Source organism: Bacillus methanolicus PB1 (genome assembly GCF_000262755.1).
GTDB lineage: Bacteria > Bacillota > Bacilli > Bacillales > Cytobacillaceae > Bacillus_Z > Bacillus_Z methanolicus.
Genome location: NZ_AFEU01000002.1, coordinates 502,456 through 527,140 on the forward strand (window position 1 = coordinate 502,456; position 24,685 = coordinate 527,140).

At 42.7% G+C, this 24,685-nt stretch carries 21 protein-coding genes; 18 read left to right on the forward strand and 3 right to left on the reverse strand.

Annotation, left to right across the window (positions count from 1 at the left end):
- The first annotated feature begins 7 nt into the window (after window positions 1–7).
- Window positions 8–517, forward strand: a complete 510-nt coding sequence (locus tag PB1_RS07600) for a YwgA family protein (protein ID WP_003351698.1) — start codon at window positions 8–10, stop codon at window positions 515–517.
- Window positions 518–540: 23 nt separating this feature from the next.
- Here the strand turns inward: PB1_RS07600 and PB1_RS07605 are convergent, their stop codons facing one another.
- Window positions 541–726: a 2-hydroxymuconate tautomerase gene (locus PB1_RS07605; RefSeq protein WP_003351699.1), complete on the reverse strand. Its 186-nt coding sequence runs from the start codon at window positions 724–726 to the stop codon at window positions 541–543.
- A 150-nt stretch (window positions 727–876) separates the two neighbouring features.
- Here PB1_RS07605 and PB1_RS07610 point away from each other — a divergent pair, with 150 nt between their 5' ends.
- Window positions 877–1,536, forward strand: coding sequence for a site-2 protease family protein (locus PB1_RS07610; protein ID WP_003351701.1), 660 nt, complete (start codon window positions 877–879; stop codon window positions 1,534–1,536).
- Between the two features lie 37 nt (window positions 1,537–1,573).
- A complete protein-coding gene (locus PB1_RS07615) occupies window positions 1,574–2,086 on the forward strand; it encodes a YwhD family protein (protein ID WP_003351703.1) in 513 nt (170 codons plus the stop codon).
- A gap of 268 nt (window positions 2,087–2,354) precedes the next feature.
- Here the strand turns inward: PB1_RS07615 and PB1_RS07620 are convergent, their stop codons facing one another.
- Window positions 2,355–4,415: a transglycosylase domain-containing protein gene (locus PB1_RS07620; RefSeq protein ID WP_034645010.1), complete on the reverse strand. Its 2,061-nt coding sequence runs from the start codon at window positions 4,413–4,415 to the stop codon at window positions 2,355–2,357.
- A gap of 234 nt (window positions 4,416–4,649) precedes the next feature.
- Between PB1_RS07620 and speE the strand changes: the two genes are divergently transcribed.
- The 5 genes from speE (at window position 4,650) to PB1_RS07645 (ending at window position 9,204) form a co-directional block, all read left to right on the forward strand.
- Entirely contained in the window at window positions 4,650–5,477 is an 828-nt protein-coding gene (gene speE / locus PB1_RS07625) for a spermidine synthase (RefSeq protein WP_003351705.1), read from the forward strand.
- Window positions 5,478–5,596: 119 nt separating this feature from the next.
- Entirely contained in the window at window positions 5,597–6,469 is an 873-nt protein-coding gene (speB, locus tag PB1_RS07630) for an agmatinase (protein ID WP_003351706.1), read from the forward strand.
- Window positions 6,470–6,582: 113 nt separating this feature from the next.
- Window positions 6,583–7,011: a YwiB family protein gene (locus PB1_RS07635; protein ID WP_420796291.1), complete on the forward strand. Its 429-nt coding sequence runs from the start codon at window positions 6,583–6,585 to the stop codon at window positions 7,009–7,011.
- Between the two features lie 3 nt (window positions 7,012–7,014).
- Complete coding sequence (argS, locus tag PB1_RS07640) at window positions 7,015–8,685, forward strand: arginine--tRNA ligase (protein WP_003351708.1); 1,671 nt, start codon at window positions 7,015–7,017, stop codon at window positions 8,683–8,685.
- Between the two features lie 339 nt (window positions 8,686–9,024).
- Window positions 9,025–9,204 (forward strand): XapX domain-containing protein, encoded by a 180-nt coding sequence (locus PB1_RS07645; RefSeq protein ID WP_003351709.1) that lies wholly within the window; start codon window positions 9,025–9,027, stop codon window positions 9,202–9,204.
- A 140-nt stretch (window positions 9,205–9,344) separates the two neighbouring features.
- Here the strand turns inward: PB1_RS07645 and cls are convergent, their stop codons facing one another.
- Window positions 9,345–10,541 carry a cardiolipin synthase gene (gene cls / locus PB1_RS07650; protein ID WP_003351710.1) on the reverse strand — a complete coding sequence of 399 codons (1,197 nt, stop codon included), beginning with the start codon at window positions 10,539–10,541 and terminating at the stop codon, window positions 9,345–9,347.
- A 206-nt stretch (window positions 10,542–10,747) separates the two neighbouring features.
- Between cls and PB1_RS07655 the strand changes: the two genes are divergently transcribed.
- From PB1_RS07655 to PB1_RS07700, 10 genes are all read left to right on the forward strand, one after another.
- Window positions 10,748–12,859 carry a (Fe-S)-binding protein gene (locus tag PB1_RS07655; protein ID WP_003351711.1) on the forward strand — a complete coding sequence of 704 codons (2,112 nt, stop codon included), beginning with the start codon at window positions 10,748–10,750 and terminating at the stop codon, window positions 12,857–12,859.
- Between the two features lie 266 nt (window positions 12,860–13,125).
- A complete protein-coding gene (locus tag PB1_RS07660; protein ID WP_003351712.1) occupies window positions 13,126–14,316 on the forward strand; it encodes an acetyl-CoA C-acetyltransferase in 1,191 nt (396 codons plus the stop codon).
- A gap of 64 nt (window positions 14,317–14,380) precedes the next feature.
- Complete coding sequence (locus PB1_RS07665) at window positions 14,381–15,232, forward strand: 3-hydroxybutyryl-CoA dehydrogenase (RefSeq protein WP_003351713.1); 852 nt, start codon at window positions 14,381–14,383, stop codon at window positions 15,230–15,232.
- A gap of 74 nt (window positions 15,233–15,306) precedes the next feature.
- Entirely contained in the window at window positions 15,307–16,437 is a 1,131-nt protein-coding gene (locus tag PB1_RS07670) for an acyl-CoA dehydrogenase (RefSeq protein WP_003351714.1), read from the forward strand.
- Between the two features lie 23 nt (window positions 16,438–16,460).
- Window positions 16,461–17,600, forward strand: a complete 1,140-nt coding sequence (locus tag PB1_RS07675) for an acyl-CoA dehydrogenase (protein ID WP_003351715.1) — start codon at window positions 16,461–16,463, stop codon at window positions 17,598–17,600.
- A gap of 37 nt (window positions 17,601–17,637) precedes the next feature.
- Window positions 17,638–18,270 carry a TetR/AcrR family transcriptional regulator gene (locus PB1_RS07680; RefSeq protein ID WP_003351716.1) on the forward strand — a complete coding sequence of 211 codons (633 nt, stop codon included), beginning with the start codon at window positions 17,638–17,640 and terminating at the stop codon, window positions 18,268–18,270.
- A 6-nt stretch (window positions 18,271–18,276) separates the two neighbouring features.
- Window positions 18,277–21,525, forward strand: coding sequence for a fused isobutyryl-CoA mutase/GTPase IcmF (icmF, locus tag PB1_RS07685; RefSeq protein ID WP_003351718.1), 3,249 nt, complete (start codon window positions 18,277–18,279; stop codon window positions 21,523–21,525).
- Window positions 21,526–21,673: 148 nt separating this feature from the next.
- Window positions 21,674–21,901, forward strand: coding sequence for a hypothetical protein (locus PB1_RS07690; protein ID WP_238533101.1), 228 nt, complete (start codon window positions 21,674–21,676; stop codon window positions 21,899–21,901).
- Window positions 21,902–22,020: 119 nt separating this feature from the next.
- Entirely contained in the window at window positions 22,021–22,602 is a 582-nt protein-coding gene (gene rpoE, locus PB1_RS07695; protein ID WP_003351720.1) for a DNA-directed RNA polymerase subunit delta, read from the forward strand.
- A 400-nt stretch (window positions 22,603–23,002) separates the two neighbouring features.
- Complete coding sequence (locus PB1_RS07700) at window positions 23,003–24,607, forward strand: CTP synthase (protein ID WP_003351721.1); 1,605 nt, start codon at window positions 23,003–23,005, stop codon at window positions 24,605–24,607.
- The last annotated feature ends 78 nt before the right edge of the window (window positions 24,608–24,685 follow it).

Sequence of the window (24,685 nt, forward strand, 5' to 3'; positions counted from 1 at the left end):
ACGAGTTTTGTTAAAAGACCATGCAAAAATCATGTACGCTGTTGCAGCATCAAGGGAAATAATTGGACGGAAAAAGCTGCAAAAAATTATTTACATTGCGAAAAAAATTGCCTTTCCTTTTCAAGAAAGATTTCAATTTCACTTCTACGGTCCATATTCTGAAGAATTAACTTTAAGAGTCGAAGAACTTTGCAATATGGGATTTTTGAATGAAGTAAAAGAGAAAAAAGGCGGGTATTATCAATATCGCTACACACTGACAGAGTCAGGCAAAGAGTTTTTGAGTTTAAATGAGATTGAAATACCTTTTTTAGAAGACTGCTTAACAGATATGAACAGTAAAAGTGCCAGGTTTTTAGAGCTTGTTTCGACCGTCTTATATTTTGATAATTTAACAAAAGAGGAAGTCCGCGAGAAAATATACACGCTGAAAAGCAAGCAGCGCTATACAGAAGACGAAATTGAAGAAGCTTACTCCTACATTGAGAAACTAAAACAAAAAGCTAAGCTCCAATAATAGCCGGGCTTAGCTTTTTTGTATTATTCGTCGCTCAGACGTTTTCCGGCAACTGCGTAGTGGTTTCTTGACATTTCTTCAATAAAAACAACAATTTTTTCTTTAGAAGCACCGGTTGTTTCGCTGACGGCTTCGGTTACTTTTTCAACGAGCGCTTTCTTTTGCTCTTCAGAGCGCCCTTCCAGCATTTTTACTGTTACATATGGCATGTGAATACCTCCTTGTCCATCTCATTCTAGAAGTAGTTTTTCATATTTTTAAGAAAAGTGCAAGATTTTTCACGTCTCCATTTTTCACAACTGCGATTTGTTCATGTATACTTGAAACATATAAATTTTAGGAACAAAGGAGCCGGGGAAGTGGAACAATTTTTAGCTTTTTCATTCGAGAAAATCCCGTATGTTGCTATAACGTTAATGATTGCATTTACGCTGCATGAGTTTGCCCATGCGTATGTTGCTTATAAATTCGGGGATCCGACCGCACAAAAACAAGGAAGATTGACGTTGAATCCGATTCAGCATTTGGATCCGATCGGGACAATTTTGATTTTTATTGCCGGTTTTGGCTGGGCAAGACCTGTTCCTGTTAACCGCTTTTATTTTAAAAATCCTCGTCTTGCCGGAATTCTTATTTCTGTTGCAGGGCCGCTCAGCAACTTGTTTTTAGGTGCGATTGGATATATTATATGGTATTCGCTTGCAGGAGCGGGGCTTTCAGCAGAAATCCCGGAATTTGTACCGAAGTTTCTCAATATCTTCATTCAATTGAATTTCGTGCTTTTTGTTTTTAATCTTTTGCCGTTTCCTCCCCTTGACGGATTCCGGATTCTCGAAGATTTGGCTCCCGCGGACATTCGTGTAAAAATGACGCAGTTTGAGGCTTACGGCTCATTAATATTTTTAATACTTGTCATTACTCCTCTCAATGAATATACGATACAGCCCATCTTCAATACTGTCTTGCCTGTACTTTTAAACGGATTTAACTATTTTTTCTACCAGTTGTTTATGGGGTAGAATAAATGTAAGGATGTTTTACAAGGAGGAAAGACCAGTGGAAGAAAAAAAGAAAAAGAGCATCGGTTTTAATATAATCAAAAATGATCCGACTGACGGCCATGGCGGATTCGGAACCGGCGCGCTCAGCCTTGAAAATGTATCACCGGTAATTATTGATGTCGAGGCCGGAGAAGCCGTGGTTGATGTCGGAGCAATGCATGCCAGAAGTGCGGTTGAAAAAGGGATAAAGTTCCTTCCTGACCGGGAAGCTGTTCCAAATGGAAAGGCGTATTGGCTTGTCTGGGTAACCATTGACAGAAAAGAAGAAGGGCCCTATTATGCAGGCGTAACTGCTTGTGAAATGACCGTTGACAGAGAAATAAAGAGAGGCTATAAATTGCTTCCAGAGCATGTAAACCGTCTAGATAAATCAATCAAACGCCATATTATCGTTGATCATATGGATGATAAATCAAAAGCGGTATTGGCAGACTTTTTGCGCAATCATGACAGCGGCATGTGGGAACGTTCTTCAGAACAGTTAAAGAAAGATTTGAAGGAGAACTGAGAAAAATATACAAATTTTTTGACGGAATTTTGACATATTTTCGAACAAACTTTTTAACCTACTTGCTCAAATTGGTTAAAAAAAGTAAACTTATATTCAACGTGAACACACGTAAAACTAGGACACGAAAAAGAGGCTGTCTCAAGAGCAAAGGGTCAGACCCTTCCAATACAATATATAGACAATCACTAATAAAACCATTCTATATATTGTAAAAGTTGGAGGGGTCAGATCCTTATGAGACAGCCTCTTTTTCAATTTCTTATGACTAGTCAAAAATCCTTTTATACCATGGTGTCGGGTGTTTTTTTTCTTTCTTTTCGGGTCCGGAGCCGTCGGAATCTTTAAGATGCACGTTGCAATATTCGATCGGTTCGGTTCCTTTAGCAAAGTAGGTAAACCTTTTGACAGGACAATCGTCCGTTGCCAATTTGCCGTTTTGCGGGTTGATATAAACACCCACCACTCCGTCGGGTGCCTTAAAAGTTTTTACAGGCTTATCTTTTAAGGCATTTTCCATAAAATGAATCCAAATATTTTTTGCGTACATTTTATCAACGGTTCGTTCGAGCGGCTTTCCTTTATCAAATCCTGTCCAGACTGCCGCAACAAGCTGGGGGGTAAACCCGACCATCCAGCTGTCCGTTTCTGTCGACCCGGATTTTCCTGCATATGGCCTGGTCATATCTTTGATCATCGTACTTCCGGTCACGCTCGCATATCCATTCAGTTTTGTGTCAAACATCCCTGTCATCATGTGGGTCATCACAAAAGCAAGATCAGGGCGCAGAACGGTTTCTGAATTCTCTTTTTTCTCATAAATCACTTCGCCGCGATGGTTTTCTACCCGGGTGATCAAAACAGGTTCCACCTTTTTGCCGCCGTTTGCAAATAAACTGTATGCATTGGCCATTTCGATGACACGGACACCTGAAGTTCCAAGAGCTAAAGAAGGCACTTTTGACATTTTTGTATGAATGCCGAATTCCTTTGCTTTTTCCACAAGGGAGTTTTCGCCTAAAAATAAATGAGTCTTTACTGCATAAATATTGTCTGACAAAGCGAGTGCCTGGGCCATTGTAATGTCGGAATTCGCATATTGGTTGTTAAAATTATGAGGTGTGTAGTCAGGCCTTCCATCTTCAAAGCGAAAAGTTGTTTGCTCGCTTCTCATTAATGTTGAAGGAGTAAACCCATTTTCAAGGGCCGCATAATACAAAATCGGTTTTATTGTTGATCCCGGCTGCCGAACTGCTTGAACTGCCCTGTTGAAAGGGCTTTGTTCATAATTTCGCCCTCCGACCATAGCTTTTACGTGCCCGTTTTTCGGATTCATCGACACGAGGCCGACTTGAATTTCCGAATCTTTTGAAATCAATTTTTCGATGGTTTCTTCTGCTTTTTTCTGCTGGTCCAGATCAAGTGTTGTATAGACCCTCAGGCCGCCGAGAGCAATCGTCCGGTCATCAAGATGTAATCTTGTTTTTAAAGCATTCCGAACGGCGTCTTGGAAATAAGGCGCCAATTCTGTTTTTGTATGAAGATGTTTTCCGTTAAGATCCAATGGTTCGAGTGCAGCTTCGTCTGCTTTGGCTGAACTGATATATTTGTTCTCGACCATTGATTTCAGCACAACTTTTTGCCGCTGTTTCGCTTTTTCATAATTGGCAAGAGGTGAGTAAATTCCCGGTCCTTTTGGAATTCCCGCCAGCATCGAAGCCTCTGCAACGGATAATTCATTACTGTTTTTTCCAAAATAATATTGGCTGGCTGCTTGAGCACCATATGCGCCATTTCCATAATAAATCGTGTTCAAATATCCTTCCAAAATCTCTTTTTTGGAATAATTCATTTCGAGCCGGATTGTATAAAACGCTTCAAGCAGCTTTCTCTTCCAAGTTTTTTCATGTTCAAGAAAGAGGTTTCTGGCATACTGCTGAGTGATTGTACTCGCGCCCTGCACTTTTGCCATCGCTTTCATATCAGCTAGAGCGGCACCGGCAATTCGCTTGAAATCAAAGCCGTTATGATCATAAAAGTTTTTATCTTCGATTGAAATAGTCGCTTCAACAAGAGAAGGCGAAATTTCATCAAGAGAAATCCAGTATCGTTTTTGGCCGCTGTTGCTTTCTCCAATAACGGTTCCGTCATCTGAATAGTATAGTGTTGATTGCGGAACAGCGAGGGGCGGGGGGCCCAGCAGCTTTGCATAACCGAAAATGCCGAGAAGGATAAGCAGCATAAAGGCAATTCCTATTAAACTTAGGATCACTATGGCTCTAAAGTATTTAATGGTTTTGCGAAAGCGCTGATCCGTAATAATTTCCATCTGAATCACCCCACTGTTTTCCTTTGTAACCAAGACAAAATAAATACCTTAGTCACAGTATGAAAAAAACAGCGGAGTTTTAAACATTCTCTATGAAAAAAACAAATTTTTTCTTGCAATTTTGCTAGATTCCACTATACTTTTTCTCATGTTTGGAATTATCATGTTGGGGAAAGATTAAGAAGAAACTAGACGTAGAAATAGCCATTCAATAGATGAAAGGAAGAATGCAAAATGGGACTTTGGTTTACTGAAAAACAAACAGAAAACTTCGGAATAACGATGAAGGTAAATCGAACATTACATACAGAACAAACAGAATTCCAAAAGCTTGATATGGTTGAAACAGAAGAATGGGGCAACATGCTGCTGTTGGACGGAATGGTGATGACATCTATTAGAGATGAGTTTGTTTACCATGAAATGGTGGCCCACGTTCCTCTTTTCACGCATCCAAACCCTAAGAACATCCTCGTTGTTGGCGGCGGCGATGGCGGGGTAATCCGTGAAGTGCTAAAACATCCGAGCGTGAAAAAAGCGACGCTTGTTGAAATTGACGGCAAAGTAATTGAGTATTCAAAGAAATACTTGCCTGAGATTGCCGGAAAGCTTGATGATGAGCGCGTTGAAGTGAAAGTGGATGACGGTTTTATGCACATTGCCAACAGTGAAAATGAATACGATGTGATTATGGTCGATTCGACTGAACCTGTTGGACCTGCAGTGAATTTGTTCACAAAAGGTTTCTATGCGGGAATTTCAAAAGCGTTAAAAGAAGATGGTCTTTTTGTAGCCCAGTCTGACAACCCATGGTTTAAAGCGGATTTAATCCGCAATGTGCAAAAGGATGTGAAAGAAATTTTCCCGATTACACGCCTATATATTGCCAACATTCCAACATACCCAAGCGGCATGTGGGCATTCACGCTTGGATCTAAAAAATATGATCCTTTAGAAGTAAGCGAAGACCGCTTCCATGACATTGACACGAAATACTACACAAAAGAACTCCATAAAGCGGCATTCGTACTGCCAAAATTCGTCAGCGACTTAACAAAATAATAAATCGGACTCGGGTACATCTCTGCAATACTTTAATGCGGCGGGGGTCAGGCCCTCATCACTTTAAAGCGTTAATATCTGATAGGGGCCTGGCCCCGGACTGTTTAGGAGGGTGAACAATGCGTTTTGATGAAGCTTATTCAGGTAATGTGTTTATTAAGAGCCATCCGAGCTATGAGGAGAGCGAGGCTGTGTTATATGGAATGCCAATGGACTGGACGGTCAGCTACCGGCCCGGATCCCGGTTCGGTCCTGCGCGCATTCGGGAAGTATCGATTGGCCTTGAAGAATACAGCCCATATGTAGACAGGGAACTGGAAGAGGTAAAATATTTTGATGCCGGCGATATCCCGCTTCCTTTTGGTAACGCTCAGAAAAGCCTTGACCTTATCGAAGAATTTGTTGATAAATTACTGGCAGATGGCAAGTTTCCATTAGGGATGGGCGGAGAGCATTTAGTTTCCTGGCCCGTTATCAAAGCCATGTACAAAAAGTATCCCGATCTGGCGGTTATTCATATGGATGCCCATACCGACTTGCGTGAACATTATGAAGGGGAACCGCTTTCCCACTCTACGCCGATTCGGAAAGCAGCGGATTTAATCGGTCCGACAAACATTTTTTCATTCGGGATTCGTTCCGGAATGAAAGAAGAGTTCGAATGGGCAAAACAAGTAGGGCTGCACATTTCTAAATTTGAAGTTCATAAGCCTTTAAAAGAAATATTGCCGAAACTTGCCGGCCGCCCTGTATATGTCACGATCGATATTGACGTCCTCGACCCGGCTCATGCTCCGGGAACAGGAACAGTTGATGCCGGGGGCATTACCTCAAGTGAGCTGCTCGCTTCCATTCATGAAATTGCTCATTCAGATGTAAAAGTAGTAGGCGCAGACCTCGTGGAAGTCGCCCCTATTTACGACCCCTCTGAACAAACAGCCAATACAGCAAGCAAGCTACTAAGAGAAATGATACTAGGCTGGATAAAATAAAACGAGGGTCTGGCCCGCACTGCTTTAAAGCGGTAACGTAATGAGGGCCAGACCCTCAATGCTTTAAAGCGTTAATATATGACAAGGGCCTGGCCCCAATTTGTTAAAAGGAAGTGTTGCCGTTGTCGCTTCGTCCAGCGGAACAAATGCCTGTTAAAATTAAGATAAAAACTGAAATTCACCAAGATGGAAATAAAGAAACTTTTGAATTTATTACATTTGGGCGATATTATCAAAAAGGCGAAAGCTCCTTTTTGCAATATGAAGAAGTATTGGAAGATGGCCGAATTAACACTACCGTAAAAATATCCGGACAGGAAGTCCTCATTTTAAGAAGCGGAGCTGTTAAAATGAGAATGAGGTTTCAAGAACAAAAAACGTTAGCTGGAACATACGAAACGCCTTATGGGGTCCTGCAAACTTCTGCTTCTACAAAAAGAATATATAAAAATACCGGTTTCCTTGAGATTGTTTACGATTTGCAGATGCAAGGCCAAGACGCGGGTACATATCATATGACAATCCGATATGAGGAGGAATGAAAAATGAACATAGTCGAGCAAGTCCAAAGCAAATTAAAGGAAGAAATCAAAGCTGCTGTATTGAAAGCAAATCTGGCTGCTGCTGACGAGATCCCTGATGTCATTTTAGAAGTGCCGAAGGAAAAATCCCATGGCGACTATTCTACTAACATGGCGATGCAGCTTGCCCGGATTGCAAAAAAAGCGCCGAGAATGATAGCGGAACAATTAGTTTCCCAATTTGACCGTTCAAAAGCATCGATCGAAAAAATCGAGATTGCCGGGCCGGGTTTTATTAATTTTTACATGAATAATAGCTATTTGACAGACTTGATTCCAACGATCCTTGACAAAGGCGATGCTTATGGAGAAACAACAGTCGGCGGAAATCAAAAGATTCTGGTCGAGTTTGTTTCGGCCAATCCGACGGGCGACCTTCACTTAGGCCATGCCCGCGGTGCAGCGGTCGGGGATTCTTTGTGCAATATTTTAGACAAAGCAGGGTTTAACGTTTCCCGTGAATATTATATTAATGATGCCGGAAATCAAATTAACAATCTGGCCCGTTCGGTTGAAGCCCGCTACTTCCAGGCTCTTGGAATTGAAAAAGAAATGCCGGAAGACGGCTACTATGGCGAGGACATTGTTGAAATTGGCAAAAAATTAGCTGAAGAGTTCGGAGACATGTATGTAAATGCCGATGAAAAAGAGCGTTTTGACTTTTTCCGCGAATACGGATTGAAGTACGAAATGGAGAAATTAAAAAAGGATTTAGAGAATTTCCGCGTAAAATTTGATGTATGGTATTCGGAAACTTCTCTTTACCATAACGGAAAAATTGATGAAGCTCTTAAAGTGCTTAAAAACAACGGCCATATTTATGAAAAGGATGGAGCTGCATGGTTCCGTTCGACAGAACTTGGCGATGACAAAGACAGAGTATTAATCAAACAGGACGGCTCGTACACGTATTTAACTCCCGATATCGCTTACCATAAAGATAAACTTGAGCGCGGATTTGAAAAATTGATTAACATCTGGGGTGCGGACCATCACGGCTATATTCCGCGCATGAAAGCCGCCATTGAGGCGCTCGGCTATGACCGCGACGCTCTTGAAGTGGAAATCATTCAGCTCGTTCACCTATACAAGAACGGTGAAAAAATGAAAATGAGTAAACGGACAGGAAAAGCAGTTACAATGCGTGAACTTGTTGAAGAAGTAGGCCTTGATGCTGTGCGCTATTTCTTTGCGATGAGAAGCTCGGATACTCATATGGATTTTGATTTGGATTTAGCTGTTTCACAATCGAATGAAAACCCGGTTTATTATGCTCAATATGCGCATGCCCGAATTTGCAGTATTCTGCGCCAGGGAGAAGAACAAGGATTAACAATTGACCGGAATGCAGATTTTTCTGTTATTCAGTCTGAAAAAGAAACAGATCTGTTGAAAAAGCTCGGCGAATTTCCGCAAGCCGTTGGAGAAGCCGCCCAAAAGAGGATGCCGCATCGGATTACCAACTATATTTTTGATCTCGCTTCCGCATTCCACAGCTTCTATAACGCGGAAAAAGTACTTGATCCGGAAAATGAAACAACAACAAAAGCGCGCCTTGCACTTGTCAAAGCAGTTCAGATTACGTTGAAAAATGCTCTTGGTTTAATCGGCGTTTCCGCACCTGAAAAAATGTAAAGCCAAGCACAATAAAGAGGCTGTCTCATAAAGGGTCTGACCCCATGTGCATTTAGGGGTCTGACCCTTAGGCTTTTTATACGAAAATGTCCGGTAAAAAGCAAAAAAAGCAACGACCTTTGATCCGCTAATTTCATTAATAAATTGCAGGTCAAAGGTCGAAACATCTTCATTCATTGCGGTTGCTGATATGCCATGGAGGTTTGAGATAGTTTCTTTTCTAATGACTGTCATCACATTTTCCGTAAAACCGCGAAAAAATTGGAAAAATCTAAGATAATTCTTAAAACAGATTTTTTGGTAAATATAACAGTAGATTGTCTAATCAAGGAGGTAACCGTGAAAATCGTTATTTTATCATTAATTACAGGCTTTGCAGTCGGTTTTATCTTTGCCTTATTCAAGCTTCCGATTCCGGCGCCGCCTGCACTGGCAGGTGTGATGGGCATTATCGGCATTTATCTTGGTTTTAAAGCCTTTGAACTGATAACTCCTTGGCTGGTGAATTTTATTAAGTAAAACTTCTATCAGCGGGGGCTTACGAAATATACAAAGGGTGGGTCCAAACGCAATTACCGGAGAATCCATTTCGGTATCAAAAACGATGACGAAATATACAAAGGGCGGATCCAAACTCTTCGGGCCCGCCCTCAAAAGTATTATAAAAAATGAGAAATCAACTTTGCTGCCATTTCTTTTATTTTTCCCCATAACCCGATATTGTACAAATCGCTTAACTCCATTTTTTTCGCATCTTGGATATCCTTTTGCAAGATTGCTTTTACCTCGCCGATAAAAACTTTGTCAAATACATAACAATTTATTTCATTATTTAAAAAAAGGCTTCGTTTGTCAAAATTTGCAGTTCCAATATCACAAATACAATCATCAATGATAATGACTTTCGCGTGATAGAACCCTTTCATATATTCATAGACCTCTGCTCCTTCCTTAATCAACCTCCTAAAATAGATATAAGACGCTTCCTTTACAAGCAAATGGTCCGATTTAAACGGGACAAGAATCGTTACAGTGATCCCTCTTTTTAAAGCATTTCTCAAATCGTTGAACAGCTGCTGGCTCGGAATAAAATAAGGCGATCCGATAATGATGGATGATTCCGCCTTTCGAATAAGCGCAGAATAGGTTTCTTCAAGAAAGAAACCTTCATACGGAAAAATCTGATGGCGAATCCGGCCCTTCGAAAGGTTAGGGAAATAGGCAGTATTATGCAGCAAATCTGTCTTTGCAGCCTCGCGCCAGTCAAATAATAATTCCCTTTGCAGGTCATGAACTCCCTCGCCAGTCATCTTTAAGTGATAATCCCGCCACGGGTTCAACTTCGGATCTTTATTAATGTATTCGTTTCCGATATTAAAACCGCCCATATAACCAATTTTTCCATCGATTACAGTAATTTTCCGGTGGTTTCTAACCTGCGAAGAATAAAAAAGGAAGGGCAGTTTTGGAACTTGGCTAAAGGAAAAATTAACTCCTGCTGATTTTAAATCACGTATTGTTTTTCGGGAGATTTTCAAGCTTCCGACCCAGTCAAGAAGAAGCCGGATTTCCACGCCCGCTTTCGCCTTTTCTTTTAAAATGGAGAGAAACTCTTGGCTGAATTGATCATTTTTCACAATGTAAAATAAAATATGAATATGCTGTTTGGCAGCTTTCAATTCTGAAAATAAATCATGAAAAAGCTCGGGTCCATTTGTAAAAATTTGAAAATTGCTTTCGCGTATCGGCAAAGTTCTCCGTTCTAACTGAGAAAAGTGCTTTTTTCTTCCTAGTGTATAATCAATAGCCAGCCATAAGACGATGATCAAAAGAATAAGAATGATGATAAAAGTCAATAGAATCTCCACCTCAATTCATATCTCTTATTGTTGCCGAAAATCGTTCCTCTATTACGATTTTCTTTTCATTTTTGAATCGAGCCGAAGTTTTAAAAAATGGTTGACTGAATGCTCATTCATTATATAATGGAACTATAAATGTATTCTGAAAATTTAAAACAATAAAATTTAATGAATTTCCGATGGAAGGAGCGTTGCACATAATGACCCCATTGTTATGGGTGAACCTTATTGCTTTTTTTCTTGTAACCGCTTACGCTGCCGGTTTGTTTGTATACGTGGTGAAGACAAGAATTGCATTCATTAAGTTCGGAAAAAAGACGGAATTTGACAACCGCGTGAAGGAACGTCTTAAAAATATCTTGGTGAATGTATTCGGTCAAAAAAAGCTTTTGAAAGATAAAAAAAGCGGGGCCATCCATGTCATGTTTTTTTATGGATTTATACTTGTCCAATTCGGAGCAATTGATTTTATTTGGAAAGGATTAAAGCCGGGTTCCCATTTGCCGCTCGGGCCTCTGTATTCCGGTTTTACATTTTTTCAGGAAATCGTAACGCTCATCATTTTAGCAGCGGTTTTATGGGCTTTTTACCGCCGCTACATTGAAAAGTTAGTTCGTCTGAAAAGAGGATTTAAATCAGGTATCGTATTGCTGTTTATCAGCGGATTAATGCTTTCTGTTTTATTTGGCAACGGCATGAGCATCATTTGGAACGGACATGAGCCGAGCTGGACGGAGCCGGTTGCTTCGACCATAGCCCAAGCCTTTTCGTGGGCAGGAGAAACAGGTGCGGCTGTTTTATTTTATATCGCCTGGTGGGTTCATTTATTATTCTTGCTTGCATTCCTCGTATATGTGCCGCAATCAAAGCATGCCCACTTGATTGCAGGGCCCGTAAACGTTTATTTTGACCGCCTTGATAAAAAAGGAAAATTGACAAAAATCGATTTTGAAGACGAATCTCAAGAGTCATTCGGAGTAGGAAAAATTGCAGATTTTACCCGGCTTCAAATGATTGATTTCTACGCCTGTGTGGAATGCGGGCGTTGTACAAATATGTGTCCGGCGACCGGAACTGGAAAAATGCTTTCCCCAATGGATCTGATTGTAAAACTCCGCGATCACTTAACAAATTATGGGGCAGCTGTTACTTCAAAGCAGCCGTGGGTGCCGGCATTTGCGTTTAAGCATACACAAGGAAATCAGCTGGCGCTTGCGGCAGCCGGAAAAGGTGCAGAAGAATCGGCAGCCGGGTTAGCTTACAATTCAAGCTTGATCGGCGATGTCATTACGGAAGAGGAAATATGGGCATGTACTACTTGCCGGAACTGTGAAGACCAGTGTCCCGTCATGAATGAGCATGTTGATAAAATCATTGACCTTCGCCGCTACCTAGTTTTAACCGAAGGAAAAATGGATGCAGATGCACAGCGCGCCATGACAAACATTGAACGCCAAGGCAATCCTTGGGGGCTAAACCGCAAAGAGCGCGAAGACTGGCGTGAAGCCCGCGAAGATGTTTATATTCCTACGGTAAAAGAGTTGAAAAAACAAGGGGAAGAGTTTGAGTACTTATTCTGGGTCGGCTCGATGGGATCGTACGATAACAGAAGCCGGAAGATTGCTCTTTCTTTTGCCAAACTGTTAAATGAAGCAGGTGTAAAATTTGCCATCCTCGGCAATAAGGAAAAGAACTCAGGCGATACGCCGCGGCGCTTGGGAAATGAATTCTTATTCCAGGAGCTTGCGGCGAAAAATATTGAAGAATTTGAAAAGAATGAAGTGAAAAAGATTGTTACGATCGACCCGCATGCCTACAACATTTTTAAGAATGAGTACCCTGATTTCGGGCTTAAAGCGGAAATTTACCACCATACGGAACTGCTCGCAAAACTCGTAAAAGAAGGAAAGCTTGTACCGAAATATGCAGTCAATGAAACAATCACATTCCACGATTCCTGTTATTTAGGCCGATATAATGACGTGTACGATCCGCCGCGGGAAATTTTAAAATCCATTCCGGGCGTGAAACTTGTGGAAATGGAGCGCAACCGTGAAACAGGCATGTGCTGCGGTGCCGGCGGAGGCTTAATGTGGATGGAAGAAAAAACAGGCCATCGAATCAATGTCGCGCGTACAGAGCAGGCTTTAGCAGTTAATCCTTCTGTTATCAGCTCCGGCTGTCCGTACTGTCTGACTATGCTGTCAGATGGAACGAAAGCGAAAGAAGTGGAAGAAACCGTTCATACGTATGACGTGGCAGAACTCTTGGAAAAGGCAGTGATCGGGGAAAAACAAACCCTTGTATTATAAAAAATCTATTTAATTTCTCAGTAGAAATTGAATCACATATTATTAATTTTTTCGAAAAGTGTTTCAATTTTTACTTTTCTTGCAGTAAAATAGAGTTTAGGTAAACGCTTTCAATTCGCCGTTTTTCTTTCCGCATTAATTGAGCGAGCGTTCAGTCGCCAAACCGCGCGGTATTTAGAATACATCAATCATGAATAAATGAGTTTTTTTGTTTGCAGTTTTTTGATTATTTAAAATAATAAGTAAATAAAAAGGAGAAGAATGGAATGGGAAAAACCGTCATTTTAAGCGGAGTCCGGACACCTTTTGGAAAATTGGGCGGGAGCTTGAGCAGCCTCAAAGCTTCTGAACTTGGGGGAATTGCCATTAAAGAAGCGCTGAAACGGGCAAACGTGAACCCGGAAGAGGTGGATGAAGTCATTATGGGAACCGTTTTGCAAGGAGGGCAGGGGCAGATCCCATCCAGACAGGCGGCCCGCTATGCAGGAATTCCATGGGAAGTAAAAACGGAGACAATTAATAAAGTTTGTGCATCGGGAATGAGGAGCGTTACCCTTGCGGACCAAATGATCCGCGCCGGTGATGAGGAACTGATTGTTGCCGGAGGCATGGAATCGATGAGCAGCGCTCCTTATTTATTGCCGAAAGCTCGCTGGGGATTCAGGATGGGTGATTCTGCCATAAAGGATTTGATGATTCATGACGGCCTCACATGCAGCTTTACCGGCGTTCATATGGGAACTTACGGAAACAGCACGGCGAAAGAAATGGAAATCAGCCGCGAGGAACAGGATCAATGGGCCTGCAGGAGCCATGAACGCGCGATTGCCGCAATCGAATCCGGAAAGCTGGCTGAGGAAATTGTTCCGGTAGAAGTTCCCCAAAGAAAAGGCGAACCTGTGATTGTGCAAAACGACGAGTCTCCAAGAAGGGACACCTCTTTAGAAAAACTGGCAAAGCTCGCGCCTGTTTTCGATTTTGACGGAACGATTACAGCAGGGAATGCACCCGGAATCAATGACGGGGCGGCAGCTTTAGTGTTGATGAGCGAAGAACGGGCCGAGCGTGAAGGCAGAAAGCCGGAAGCTTATATTTTGGGACATGCAGCTGTTGCGGTGGAAGCGAAGGATTTTCCGAAAACACCCGGTCTTGTCATTCAACAATTGCTAAAGAAAACCGGAAAATTGATAGAGGATATTGATTTATTTGAAATCAATGAAGCGTTTGCAGCTGTTGCTCTTGCAAGCGGAAAAATTGCAGATGTCGATCCTGAAAAAATAAATGTAAACGGCGGTGCAATTGCGCTCGGCCATCCGATTGGCGCCAGCGGAGCCCGCATCATTATCACATTGATGCATGAGCTGAAACGCCGCGGCGGAGGAATCGGAATCGCAGCCATTTGCTCGGGCGGCGGCCAGGGTGACGCTGTGATGATCGAAGTTCCGAAGCAGCAATGAACAAAAGCGATGCCGGAATCGATTTTAGGAGTGTCAAAGGTTTGCTTTTAGAGGGGGAAAAACAGTGAATGTAAAAAAAATCATGGTTGTCGGTGCAGGCCAGATGGGCTCCGGAATTGCCCAAGTATGCGCCCAATCAGGCTACAGCGTCATTTTAAATGATGTAAAACCGGAATTTGTCGAGCGGGGCTTTAGGGTGATCAATAAAAACCTTTCCCGCCAAGTGGAAAAAGGCCGCATGTCCAATAAACAAAAAGAAGAGATGCTTGGAAGCATTCAAGTTTCCACAGACCTTCACGATGCGAAAGATGCGGATCTTGTAATCGAAGCGGCAGTGGAGAACTTGGAAATCAAGACGAAAATCTTTGCCCAGCTGGATAAGATCGCCCAAGAACACGCAATTCTTGCGAGCAATACATCATCGCTCCCAATAACGGAAATTGCCGCGGCGACGAAAAGGCCGGAAAAAGTGATCGGCATGCATTTCATGAACCCTGTGCCGGTTATGAAGCTTGTTGAAATTATCCGTGGGCTGGCGACAGCGGATAAGGTTTATCAAACAATTGAAGACATTACGAAAACGTTAAATAAAGTGCCGGTAGAAGTAAATGACTTTCCGGGATTTGTTTCCAACCGTGTGCTGATGCCGATGATCAACGAAGCGATTTATACATTGTACGAAGGAATAGCAACAAAAGAAGCAATTGATGAAGTGATGAAACTGGGCATGAATCACCCGATGGGGCCGCTTGCGCTTGCTGATTTCATTGGCCTTGATACGTGCCTGTATATTATGGAAACTCTCCACGTAGGATTTGGAGACGATAAATACCGGCCTTGTCCGCTGCTTCGGAAATATGTAAAAGCAGGCTTGCTCGGCAAGAAAACAGGCCGCGGCTTTTATGTATACGAATAACATCTGAGGAAAGTTTCCTTTACGTTCTGACGGAATGGCAAATGAATGTTTTTCTGCATCAGGAGGATCAAAATATGAACCTGAGATTTACGGAAGAGCAAGAAATGATTAGAAAAATGGTCTGTGATTTTGCCCAAAGCGAAATTGCGCCATTTGTTAAAAACATGGAAAAAGGAGAATTCCCGCGCTGCATCCTCAAAAAAATGGGTGAACTTGGTTTAATGGGCATACCTGTGCCGGAACAATACGGCGGTGCGGATATGGATTTTACATCCTATATAATTGCCATTCAAGAACTGTCAAAAGTAAGCGCAGCCGTAGGTGTCATCCTGTCCGTCCACACGTCTGTCTGCACAAATCCCATCCTTTATTTCGGAACGGAAGAACAAAAGCAAACGTATGTGCCGAAATTGGCTTCAGGCGAATATTTAGGGGCATTTTGCCTTACAGAAACGGGCGCGGGCTCCGATGCCGCAAGCCTCAAGTCCAGAGCAGTGAAAAATGGAGACGACTATATTATCAACGGGTCAAAAGTTTTTATTACAAATGGCGGCGAAGCAGATGTTTATATCGTGTTTGCATCAACCAACCTTGAGGCAGGCAAGAAAGGCATCTCTGCGTTTATTGTTGAAAAAGGGGCACCCGGATTTATTGTCGGCAAAGACGAACATAAAATGGGGCTCCACGGTTCAAGAACCGTTCAACTGACATTTGAAGATATGCGCATTTCCGCAAAAAACCTGCTTGGAAAAGAAGGCGAGGGCTTTAAAATTGCAATGGCAAACCTTGATGCCGGCAGGATCAGCATTGCGGCCCAGGCACTAGGAATTGCAGAAGCCGCACTCGAGGCCGCAGCAGGCTATGCAAAAGAGCGGCACCAGTTCGGCCGTCCGATTGCCGCCCAGCAAGGCATTGCTTTTAAGCTTGCAGATATGGCAACAAATGTTGAAGCTGCAAAACTGTTAATCTATCGGGCAGCTAACTTAAGGCAGAAAGGGATAAAATGCAGAAAAGAAGCTTCAATGGCGAAGCTGTTTGCATCAAAAACAGCAGTTGAAGCAGCAACGGAAGCGATTCAAATTTTTGGCGGCTACGGCTATACGGAAGATTATCCTGTTGAACGGTATTTCCGTGATGCCAAAATAACGGAGATATATGAAGGAACAAGCGAGATTCAGCGGCTTGTTATCAGCAAACAGCTGTAAAACAGGAAACGGGGGATAAGGACATGAACTTTCAACTTACGGAAGAACATGAAATGATTCGAAAAATGGTCCGCGATTTTGCCAAAAATGAAGTAGCGCCGACAGCGGCCGAACGGGATGAAGAAGAACGGTTTGACCGGGAGATTTTTGATAAAATGGCCGAGCTCGGCTTAACCGGAATTCCGTGGCCGGAAGAATACGGCGGAATCGGAAGCGATTATTTGGCGTATTGCATTGCAGTGGAAGAATTATCAAGGGTCTGCGCTTCAACAGGTGTCACATTATCTGCCCACACTTCCCTTGCATGCTGGCCGATTTACAAATTTGGCACTGAAGAGCAAAAACAAAAATACTTGCGGCCAATGGCACAAGGAGAAAAAATCGGCGCTTACGGTCTGACAGAGCCCGGAAGCGGTTCCGATGCCGGTGCAATGAAAACTGCGGCCCGTCTTGAAGGGGACCATTACGTATTAAATGGTTCAAAAATTTTTATAACAAACGGCGGGATAGCAGATATATATGTCGTCTTTGCCCTTACCGATCCATCAATGAAACATAAAGGAACAAGCGCTTTTATCATTGAAAAAGACTTCCCCGGCTTTTCAGTCGGCAAAAAAGAAAAGAAACTCGGAATCCGTTCGTCCCCAACAACCGAGATTATTTTTGAAGATTGCAAAGTTCCGAAAGAAAACCTTCTCGGCCAGGAAGGAGAAGGCTTCAAAATCGCGATGATGACCCTTGACGGCGGCCGCAACGGCATCGCAGCCCAAGCAGTCGGCATTGCCCAGGGAGCATTGGATGCTGCTATTGAGTATGCGAAAGAGCGCCATCAGTTCGGCCGTCCGATTGCCGCCCAGCAAGGGATCGCTTTCAAGCTGGCCGATATGGCAACGAGCGTTGAAGCGGCAAGACTATTAACCTATCAGGCGGCATGGCTTGAGTCCGCCGGCCTTCCATATGGAAAAGAATCGGCGATGTCAAAGCTGTTTGCGGGCGATACGGCGATGAAAGTGACAACCGAAGCAGTCCAAGTCTTTGGCGGATATGGATATACGAAGGATTATCCGGTCGAACGCTTTATGCGTGATGCGAAGATTACACAAATATACGAAGGAACCCAGGAAATTCAGCGTCTTGTTATTTCCCGGATGCTGACGAAATAGTTTTTAAAAAGTGTTTTGCAAAGGCGGTAAACATACAATGGAAAAACGTGAAGTGCATGCTTCTGTCAAAGATGAGAGCCTTGTCAATAAACGACGCAATCAAATGATTAAAGGTGCTGTAACCCTTTTTAAACAAAAAGGGTTTCACCGCACAACAACAAGGGAGATAGCGAAAGCAGCCGGATTCAGCATCGGTACGCTATATGAATACATTCGGACGAAGGAAGATGTGTTATACCTTGTCTGCGACAGCATTTATGATCAAGTGCGGGAGCGCCTTCAAAAAGACCTTGATACGAAACAGGGTACACTTGAAAGCTTAAAGCGCGGCATTGCCAATTACTTTCGGGTAATGGATGAAATGCAGGATGAAGTGCTTGTTATGTACCAGGAAGCGAAATCACTCTCAAAAGATGCGCTTCCATATGTGCTGAAAAAAGAAATTGAAATGGTCGGCATGTTTGAAGATGTCATTAATCGATGTGTGGAAAACGGGGAACTGGTACTGGCAAAACAGCAGGTGCAAATGATTGCCCACAATATTTTCGTTCAGGGGCAGATGTGGGGATTCCGCCGCTGGGCGCTTCAACAAATTTACAGTCTTGAAGAATACATTGAATTGCAAACGGAATTGCTTTTTAAAGGGATCACCTTAAACGAACGGGGGTAGAGAAGCGTGTATAAGCCAAAGCATCATATTCGTTTTGTTACTGCCTCGAGTTTATTTGATGGGCACGACGCCTCCATTAATATTATGCGAAGGCTTCTGCAAGCGGGCGGAGCAGAAGTCATCCACCTTGGCCATAACCGGTCTGTCGAAGAAGTAGTGAATGCAGCTATCCAGGAAGATGTCCAAGGAATTGCGGTTTCCTCTTACCAGGGTGGACATGTCGAATACTTTAAGTATATGTATGATTTGTTAAAAAAAAAATGTGCTTCCCACATTCGCATATACGGAGGCGGAGGCGGTGTCATTATTCCGCGTGAAATTAAGGAACTACACGAATATGGAATTGCAAAAATTTTTTCGCCTGAGGACGGACGCATGTATGGCCTTCAAGGCATGATTGAACTCATGTTAAAAGAATGTGATTTTCCAACGGCTGCTCTTGATGCGGAAGGCTATGTCGAAAAACTTCAAACCGGCGAGGTGAACGCCGTTTCCAAACTGATCACCCTTGCCGAACAGCATGTCAGCTTTCAGAAAACAGCTGCGTCCGTTGAATCGGTAATGGAAAAAGTGAAATTACTGGAAAAATCCGCCCCTGTCGTCGGGATTACCGGAACCGGCGGCTCCGGAAAAAGCTCTTTAACCGATGAACTGATCCGACGCTTCCTTAATAAAATTCCCGAAAAAAGAGTGGCCATTTTATCCGTCGACCCAACCAAGCAAAAAACGGGCGGCGCTCTTCTCGGAGACCGGATCCGCATGAATGCCATTTTTTCACCGCGAGTTTATATGCGGAGTCTGGCAACGAGGAAATCAAAAAATGAACTCTCATTAGCCATTAAAGATGCGATTTCCGTTGTAAAAGCAGCCGGCTTCGACCTGATTATTGTCGAAACAAGCGGAATCGGACAGGGAGATGCCGAAATTGCCGAAATCTGCGACGTTTCCATTTATGTCATGACAAGTGAGTTTGGAGCGCCGTCGCAGCTTGAAAAAATCGATATGATTGACTATGCGGACTTAATTGTGATTAACAAGTTTGAGAAGAAAGGTTCAGAGGACGCGAAGCGGCAAGTTCAAAAACAGTATCAGCGCAGCCACATGCTTTTTGACAAAGATTATTCGGAAATGCCTGTTTACGGGACGATTGCAAGCCAATTTAATGACCCGGGAACTAATGCACTTTTTGCGGCATTAATTGAAAAAATTAATGAAAAAGCAGGAACGGATTGGCCGGCATCCTACTCAAAAGAAGCGCATGTCGAAAAGCAAAATGTCATCATTCCTAACGATCGCCGTTATTATTTGCGGGAAATTGCCGAAACGGTCAGAAGCTATCATAAAAAGGCGGAAGAGCAGGCTGCATTGGCCCGCCGCTTGTTCCAAGTAGAAGGTGCCATTGAAGCTGTGAAAGAACGGGAAACAAATGAGGAAATCCTCGCATCTCTTGAAGCGCTGAAAGAAGACATCGAGTCTAAGCTTTCACAGGAATCAAAAAAGATTCTGTCTGAGTGGGAACAGCTGAAAGAAAAGTATTCCGCCGATAAGTTCGTTGCGAAAATCCGTGATAAAGAGATTGTTACAGAATTAAAAACAAAGAGCCTTTCAGGATTAGAGATTCCTAAGGTTGCATTACCCAAATACAAAGATTACGGAGAGATTTTAAGATGGATATACCGTGAAAATGTTCCAGGGTCATTTCCGTATACGGCCGGTGTTTTTCCTTTTAAACGCCAGGGAGAAGATCCGAAACGCCAGTTTGCCGGCGAAGGAACGCCTGAGCGGACAAACCGCCGTTTTCATTACTTGTCAAAAGAAGATCGGGCTAAGCGCTTAAGCACTGCTTTTGATTCCGTCACCCTTTATGGCGAGGATCCTGACTACCGGCCGGATATTTACGGTAAAGTGGGTGAAAGCGGTGTCAATGTCTGTACGCTTGATGATATGAAAAAGCTCTATGCCGGTTTTGATTTATGCCATCCGTCGACATCTGTTTCGATGACAATCAATGGTCCTGCGCCGATTATTTTAGCAATGTTTATGAATACGGCGATCGAACAGCAAGTAGAAAAGAAAGAAGCAGAACTTGGACGAAAGCTGACCGGCGAAGAATATGAACAAGTGAAAGCAATGACTTTGCAAGCGGTCAGGGGGACGGTTCAGGCCGATATTTTAAAAGAAGACCAAGGACAAAATACATGTATTTTCTCGACAGAGTTTGCATTGAAAATGATGGGAGATATTCAGCAATACTTTATTGATCATAAAGTGCGAAATTACTATTCGGTGTCAATATCAGGCTACCATATTGCCGAAGCCGGGGCCAATCCGATCACCCAGCTTGCGTTTACGCTTGCAAACGGGTTTACCTATGTCGAATATTATTTGAGCCGCGGGATGAAGATAGATGACTTTGCGCCAAACCTATCGTTTTTCTTTTCAAATGGACTTGATCCGGAGTATTCAGTCATTGGCCGGGTAGCGCGCCGAATTTGGGCAATCGTGATGAGGGACAAATACGGGGCGAATGAAAGAAGCCAGAAATTGAAGTACCATGTTCAGACATCGGGCCGGTCGCTGCATGCCATGGAAATTGATTTTAATGATATCCGGACAACACTACAGGCATTAATGGCACTTCATGACAACTGCAACTCGCTTCATACAAATGCTTATGACGAGGCGATCACAACCCCGACAGAGGAATCGGTTCGCCGGGCGATGGCCATTCAAATGATCATTACAAAAGAACATGGATTAACGAAAAATGAGAATCCTCTTCAAGGCTCCTTTATTATTGAAGAGCTGACAGATCTTGTGGAAGAAGCAGTCCTTCAGGAATTTGACCGCCTGAATGACCGCGGCGGGGTTCTCGGTGCGATGGAAACCCAGTATCAGCGCGGCAAAATCCAGGATGAATCGATGTATTATGAAATGAAAAAACATTCAGGAGAACTGCCGATCATCGGTGTGAATACGTATGTTAATCCGAATCCTTCATCAGACGAAGAGCTTAACAACATGGAATTGGCGCGGGCAACGAAAGAAGAGAAAGAGCTGCAAATCCAAAACCTCCGTTCATTTCAAGAACGAAATAAAGACCGCGCAAACGAGGCGCTTATCCGGTTGAAGCAAACAGCCGTAAGCGGGGGAAATATTTTTGCGGAGCTGATGGAAACAGTCAAAGCAGCCAGCCTCGGCCAAATCACTCAAGCTCTTTACGAAGTTGGAGGACAATATCGCAGAAATATGTAATCATCATAAAAATAATGGCTTATGTTCGAGGATCTAAGCCGTTTTTTTTATGTAAAGATTTTTAAATTTACACACTTTCCTTTATAATCAAACTATATGGAAGCTGGGGGTTTAAGTCCGCCGTCATATGAAGATGAAAATACAGGAAGTGACTAATTTGAAATCATTTTTTTTTATCGCTTCAATTATCGGTGCCTTAGGTACACTATATTATCTTTACCAACGCCAGTTAGGCGCCATATCCTTTTTCATTTTATCGATTTTTTTCTTCAGTTTAGCTTTTAACCAGCTTTCCAAACGTCCGGATGAAACGAAAACAGACCAATCATTAACTAATAATGATTATATTAAAAAAAGTGAGAGAAACAAAAAATAGAACTAGCATAAACGGGAAGAATTTGTTTATAATGAAGAATATGTATTTTGGGAAACCCTTGCCAATAAAGGGATGAAGCCCTTTATATGGGTTTGATATAGAGAAAGGAAGTGCCAATATTGAGTCTGAACCAATTCTCAAAAGAGGAATTGCAAGAAATGTCTTTCATTGAAATTGCTTATGAACTGTTGAATGAAAAGAAACAAGCATTTCCATTTAAAGACATTGTAGATGAAGTTTCGCAGCTTCTTGGCCTCAGCGAAGAAGAAGTAAGAGCGAAATTGGCTCAATTCTATACAGATATGAACATAGACGGCCGGTTTATTTCACTTGGAGAAAACCGGTGGGGACTTCGTGTTTGGTATCCTGTAGATCAGACTGAGGATGAAACGATTACAACCGTTAAGCCTAAAAAGAAAAAAGCGAAGAAGGCTCTTGATGATGATCTTGATGTTGATGATTATGACGTCATCGATGAAGACGAAATTGATTACGATGATCTCGATGCGTTTGAAGAAGATGAGGACGAGGAACTTCTTGACGACGATTTAATTGATGACGACTTAGATGCTTTAGACGAAGAAGATGACGATGGTGATTTAATAGATAATGAGGATGATTATGGCCTCGATGATGAAGAAGAACTGATCGATGATGATGAATTAATCTCTGAAGATTTAGAGGACGAAGAGGATATATAATCAGCTTGACTTTTTTCGACAAGGCTTGTACAATCTTTTTTGGGCTCTATTAATAAGGAACGGTCTTAAAACAAAGCGGTAAAACGCTCCCTTACAAGATGTAGGAGGAGCGTTTTTTATTTTTTTACTTTTAAAGTTTAACTTTTTTAAGCGGAAAAGGCCCTTAATTAGTTGCGCAGTCTAGCTCCAGCGCCTAGCCACTCAAGGTCGCTTCGGTCATGCCAATGAAGTCAAAAATCGACTTCACTTGCAGGACCGCAAGCAGCTGTCGGGGCTAACCAAGGCGCTTGCGCTTTTCATTTTATTGAATCGTTTTCCCTGTTTTTAAATTAATTTTTTACTGATTAGCCTTTAAAGAGAAGGCATAATGCACAAACTGTTCAAGAGGGGGAATACACACATGACGAAGTATATTTTTGTAACAGGCGGCGTTGTGTCGTCACTTGGGAAAGGAATTACGGCAGCTTCATTAGGGCGGCTGCTGAAAAACCGCGGTTTAAAAGTAACCATTCAAAAATTTGATCCTTATATAAACGTCGATCCTGGGACGATGAGCCCTTACCAACATGGGGAAGTGTTTGTAACGGATGACGGAGCTGAAACGGATCTTGATTTAGGCCATTATGAGCGGTTCATTGATATTAATTTAAATAAATACAGCAATGTTACGACCGGGAAAATTTATTCAGCGGTTTTAAAAAAGGAACGCCGCGGCGACTATTTGGGCGGAACCGTTCAAGTCATTCCGCACATTACGAACGAAATTAAAGAACGTGTTTTCCGCGCAGGCCGCGAAACGAATGCAGATGTTGTGATCACCGAAATCGGAGGAACAGTCGGGGACATTGAATCATTGCCGTTCTTGGAAGCAATCCGCCAGATGAAAAATGATGTCGGCAGGGAAAATGTCATGTATATACATTGTACACTTGTTCCTTATATTAAAGCAGCAGGTGAAATGAAAACAAAACCGACCCAGCACAGCGTAAAAGAATTGCGCAGCCTCGGAATTCAACCAAATGTGATTGTCGTGCGTACTGAACTGCCAATCTCGCAAGATATGAAAGATAAAATTGCCCTGTTCTGTGATATTGATCCGAAGGCAGTCATCGAGTGCCGCGATGCAGATACGCTTTATTCGATTCCGTTAGCACTTCAAGAGCAGAACATGGATAAAATTGTATGCGAACATTTAAAGCTTGAGTGCGGTGAGGCGGACATGACCGAGTGGGTCGAGCTCGTGGAAAGGGTAACAAATCTTTCTCGGAAAACGAAAATAGCCTTGGTCGGAAAATATGTTGAACTGCAGGATGCTTATCTTTCCGTTGTCGAAGCTTTGAAACATGCAGGCTATTACTTTGATGCGGAAGTAGAAATTAAATGGATTAATTCAGAAAAAGTCAATGCTGAAAATGTGAAAGAGCTTCTGAATGATGCAGATGGAATTTTAGTACCGGGCGGATTCGGAGACCGCGGTATTGATGGAAAAATTTTCGCAATCCAATATGCTCGTGAACAGAAAAAGCCATTCTTCGGCATTTGCCTTGGAATGCAGCTGGCTTCCGTTGAATTTGCCCGCAATGTTCTTGGCTTGGAAGGAGCACATTCCTCTGAAATAGATCCTGACACAAAGAATCCCATCATTGACTTGCTTCCTGAACAAAAGGATATTGAAGACCTTGGCGGAACACTTCGCCTCGGCCTGTACGCATGCAAGCTCTCTGAAAATACGAAAGCTTACAAGGCGTATCAAGACGAAGTTATTTACGAACGCCATCGCCACCGCTATGAATTTAACAACCAGTACCGCGAGGCAATGGAGGAGGCCGGATTTGTATTCTCAGGCACAAGCCCTGACGGCCGCTTAGTAGAAATTATCGAAATTAAAGACCATCCATGGTTTGTTGCATCACAATTCCATCCGGAATTTACATCGCGGCCGACCCGTCCGCAGCCGTTATTCCGCGATTTTATTGAAGCATCTTTAAAAGCAGCAGAAAAATAATGGAAAAAGAGGCTGTCTCATAAGGGTCTGACCCTTAAGCTTTTGAGATAGCCTCTTTTTTTAAAAATTACATACTTT